The sequence below is a fragment of the Microcystis sp. M_QC_C_20170808_M3Col genome (assembly GCF_007095505.1).
Taxonomy (GTDB): Bacteria; Cyanobacteriota; Cyanobacteriia; order Cyanobacteriales; family Microcystaceae; genus Microcystis.
In genome coordinates this window covers 1-3,774 of the sequence record NZ_SFBY01000459.1, presented here as the reverse complement: position 1 = coordinate 3,774, position 3,774 = coordinate 1, and the positions used below count along the sequence as shown (strand labels likewise).

Below are 3,774 nucleotides of genomic sequence, written 5' to 3'. Positions count from 1 at the left end.
TTAAACTCTAAGACAAACATTTTACCCACGGGGTACTTAGATAAAATCAGTATAGCACAATAAAAGTTAAGTTAACAAGCTATAGTTTAAAAAGCCGTCCTAAAAGGACGGGGCTTTAAACCAAAATTTCGGTAACGGTTAGTTTTGTTTGCGTTTCAGGGAAACGAGTCCTAAACCACCCAATGCAAGAAGGCTGAGGACAGCGCTCGGTTCGGGTACTGGTACTTGGCTTGTATTGGATACATAGAAGGTAAGATTACCCGTAGGCGAAATGAGTAATTGAAAACCAAAGGCGAAGGAAGCCGTCCCGTATCCATCAGCATTAGCTATAGTGGCATAAACGGCACTATTCACATTGGTGCTAGCATCAGTTTGTATAACAAGTGCCCCTAAATCCGCTAAACTAAAAGTCGTGGTCGTTGGACTTGTAGATAGACCGGTAAAGGTAGCAGTAAATGCGGTAACATCTGGAAAAACATCCCCAAAACTACTAGGTCCGATCGCACTAATTGCGCTATCATTCACAGTAAAATAAGCTGTTCCAGAAGATGAAGGGGATTCTCCACCCAAAAAAGTGAATGTAGTTTTAAAACTAGCAGCCTGGGCTGATTGAAAAGGGATGGAAGCGGTAAGAATAGCACCAGCTATTAATAAGCTAGGCTTTACCCCCCCCGAAAATCAATAAGTTTTGCTAAACTAAACATGAGAAAACTCCAAAAATAATTGGGATACGTTTGTATGATATCAGGTTTATGTCAGCGATGATTTGACACTCCCCACGCCGTAAACGGACGTGGATTCTTCTAGCATCACTGCTGAGAATTTCTGGCTCAACGATGTGGACTTGAATTAGATTCCTGGCGAAATCCCACCCAGCGGTGGTTCTCTCCTCAGACTTTCGCGACCTTACAGAAGCCTGTTCTCGGGGTCCCCTACGATACAGTTCAAAACCTCTAAAATACTTGGTTTCTCTGGTACTTGGTGCTGAGAATTTTTACCTATAGGAGCATTCCCCTATAGAACCCCATAACTCTAGTTTTCAAGGTGCGTTCATCTCTACGGTTGATGACTGGGTTTTTTAAGCGGTTGCTTACCCGGCCCCCTATTCTGAATATCATAGATCATATAAAGTCGCCCTCAAAGGGCGAGGCTTTCAACCCAATTTTTCGGTAATTACTCGCCGTTGGCTCATTTCTGGAACCGAAAACTTGCTCAATTGCCTCAAATACGGTTTAGCCAACACATTGACCGTTCTCCCCGAAATTTATCAGTACAAAAAAACCATTTTGAGGTTAACGAATTGATTGAGAATTTGAGCGGGTAAGTGCCAATCGACTCCCTCAAAGCCTAACCATCAGCGATCCTTAAAAAGAGGGCGAACGAGGGGACTCGAACCCCCGAGTGGTGGAACCACAATCCACTGCCTTAACCACTTGGCTACGCTCGCCTTACACATATCTACTATACCAGAAAACGAATCGTTGACAACAGGTTTTTTATCCTAATTCGGGCTATGGTTAGGGTAAGTGAGTGATGATTTGAGAGCTTATGAAATTGGCGCGGTTAGGGGGAATGGTGTTAGGAGTGGTTTTAGGGGGAATTGCGGGGATATTGCTGACAACTAACCCCAATCGTCAAGATTACGAACAATACGCTTCCCAGAGGTTAACTAGCTATCTTAAGGATAATGTCTGCGCTCGGGCGCAAGCTTCCATCGAGGTGCAGGCTCTCTTGCGGGGTTACTGTAAAATGTTGGTGGATACGGGTCATCCTTTTTTACAAGAAGCGATCGCAACTAACACCACTAGAAAGAATTTTGTCATTTTCAGCGTTTATCAAACGGAATTATGGTTCCCTCCCCCTTTGCCTAGTTATCACTTCAGCACCGTCGGTTTTTTGAATAAATTATACATCTACGAAGCTTTAGAATTGTAGTCAGTTAACGGAGGCGGTCGGCAGGAGGCCGCTTTTGTAACGGGGATTTATGCCCCGCTCCAAAAACTTTTCGCCTTAAGGCGCGGTTTTAGACCCGATTTTTTCGATAAAGCACCAAACAGCCCCAAGGTGATCCCCCATTTTTTTATCGTCATTACAAGCAATAATTTCTAGACTATTCTCTAATAATCCTTCACCTCTCAATCGTTTAATAACTTCCTCTGGAGATTCTCCTAAATCAACAATTTTTGATCATACCTCTACCCAATTAATAATACTGATATAACACCTATTAATCAAGGCATTTTCTACAATTTCTGCTCTTGGTTCGTCTCTAAGATAAGCTAAAAAGGCAGCAGCATCTAACACAGATTTATTCACTTAAATACTCCTGTCTGCATTCTTGAATAAGTTCATCTACTAAATTTCTATCAGGTGATTTATCTTTTAAGAAACCTCTTAATTTTTTAACTTGTTGTTTGAGGCTGACTAATTGGAGTTTGCCGCTATCTTCCAGAGTTAAGATTAATCTATCCCCAGATTCTAAATTAAGAATTTGTTGGATTTCTTGGGGGAAAGTTAAACGTCCTTCTAGTTCAATATCAAGTATGTATTGTTGAGAAAGTGATGAATTAGCAACTGTCATAACTTTATATTTCCTTGTTTTCTACCTATTTCTAGTTTAGCAAAAATTCTAAAAGTTAATCCTGTAGGGTGCGTTAATGCAATGTAACGCAAACAGTGAGTTTTGGAAACACTCACGCCCGAATCACAAAACACTCACGCCCGAATCACAGTAATTCTATATTGATTTTCCGTCACCACCACCTCAGTTGATAACCTTTCTTCCATTGGTAAAGCATTTTTCCGCCTATCAAAGATAAATAACCAACCAAAATCTAACCCCAAACGCCCTAAATAAGATTCTAATTGTTCAATTCCATCAGCTTGAGGATCGCGTTTTTTATCCCGCCATACTTTTAATTCAATCCCTAAAATTACATCTTTATAACTCAGACATAAATCCATTCTATCACTACCAATTGCATATTCCCTTTCTAAAACTCCCCCACCATTAACCACACGATGTAAAAAAGCCATTAATACAATATGTGGAGCGATTTCATGATATCCAGTACTACCTAATAATGGTTCGACCTGTTGTCGCCAAAATTTGAGAAATGCTGTTAATAAAGCAGCTAGATTTAATTCACCTTCTGGGGTTAACCAAGTGGGTGCAATCATGGGTAAAGAAGCCATTGGTGTCACAGTTAATAACCTGGGTAAAACTTCCCGATAAATGGGATTAGCAATAGTTAATCCTCCATAAGGGTGCATTTTACATAATCCTAAATCAATGACAAATTGAATATCATCATTAGGTATATTTCCTAATTCTAAACCTGCTAACATCGGTTCAATAATGGCTTGAATTCTTGGTTCTCTTAACCGTTCTGTTAAACTATCTAAATGAGTATCTTGACGAGCAATTAATATTTCTTTGGCTGTTAAAATGTGTTCTTTAGTAATAGCAATGTTTCTATCTTTTACCATTTTTTCTACAATTTCTTTAGCTAAAGCATTGACTAACCAAGGTTGTCCTTGAGTTAAATCAAAAGATGTTTCTATTGCTTCTGGTGTAAAAATTTGTCCTGTTGCTGTTGTATGTTGTTGATATAATTCTCCCACTTCTGCAAGATTAAAATTTCGCATAGTCAGGGAAGCAACTTTGATATTAAAAGGACTAGATGTATTTAATCTATCACTACCACCAGATGCTACTTTATAATCTCGCACATCTCGTAAACCAATTAATCCTACTGAGGTCGGGAAATTTTC

Annotated in this window: 4 protein-coding genes and 1 tRNA gene; 1 reads left to right on the top strand and 4 read right to left on the bottom strand. The window is 39.6% G+C overall.

Annotated features, from left to right (window positions below):
* Positions 1-138 precede the first annotated feature (138 nt).
* Both EWV84_RS21040 and EWV84_RS21035 read right to left on the bottom strand, forming a co-directional pair.
* A complete protein-coding gene (locus EWV84_RS21040) occupies positions 139-354 on the bottom strand; it encodes a PEP-CTERM sorting domain-containing protein (RefSeq protein ID WP_287079856.1) in 216 nt (71 codons plus the stop codon).
* 1,020 nt (positions 355-1,374) lie between these two features.
* Positions 1,375-1,447, bottom strand: a tRNA-His gene (locus EWV84_RS21035).
* Between the two features lie 101 nt (positions 1,448-1,548).
* On the opposite strand from EWV84_RS21035, the gene EWV84_RS21030 reads away from it, so the two are divergent.
* Positions 1,549-1,935 (top strand): DUF4359 domain-containing protein, encoded by a 387-nt coding sequence (locus tag EWV84_RS21030; protein WP_286824992.1) that lies wholly within the window; start codon positions 1,549-1,551, stop codon positions 1,933-1,935.
* A 373-nt stretch (positions 1,936-2,308) separates the two neighbouring features.
* Here the strand turns inward: EWV84_RS21030 and EWV84_RS21025 are convergent, their stop codons facing one another.
* Together EWV84_RS21025 and EWV84_RS21020 are read right to left on the bottom strand one after the other, a co-directional pair.
* Complete coding sequence (locus tag EWV84_RS21025; RefSeq protein ID WP_287079853.1) at positions 2,309-2,581, bottom strand: AbrB/MazE/SpoVT family DNA-binding domain-containing protein; 273 nt, start codon at positions 2,579-2,581, stop codon at positions 2,309-2,311.
* A 134-nt stretch (positions 2,582-2,715) separates the two neighbouring features.
* Positions 2,716-3,774 (bottom strand): hypothetical protein (locus EWV84_RS21020; RefSeq protein WP_287079850.1); only part of this gene is annotated, 1,059 nt, incomplete at its 5' end.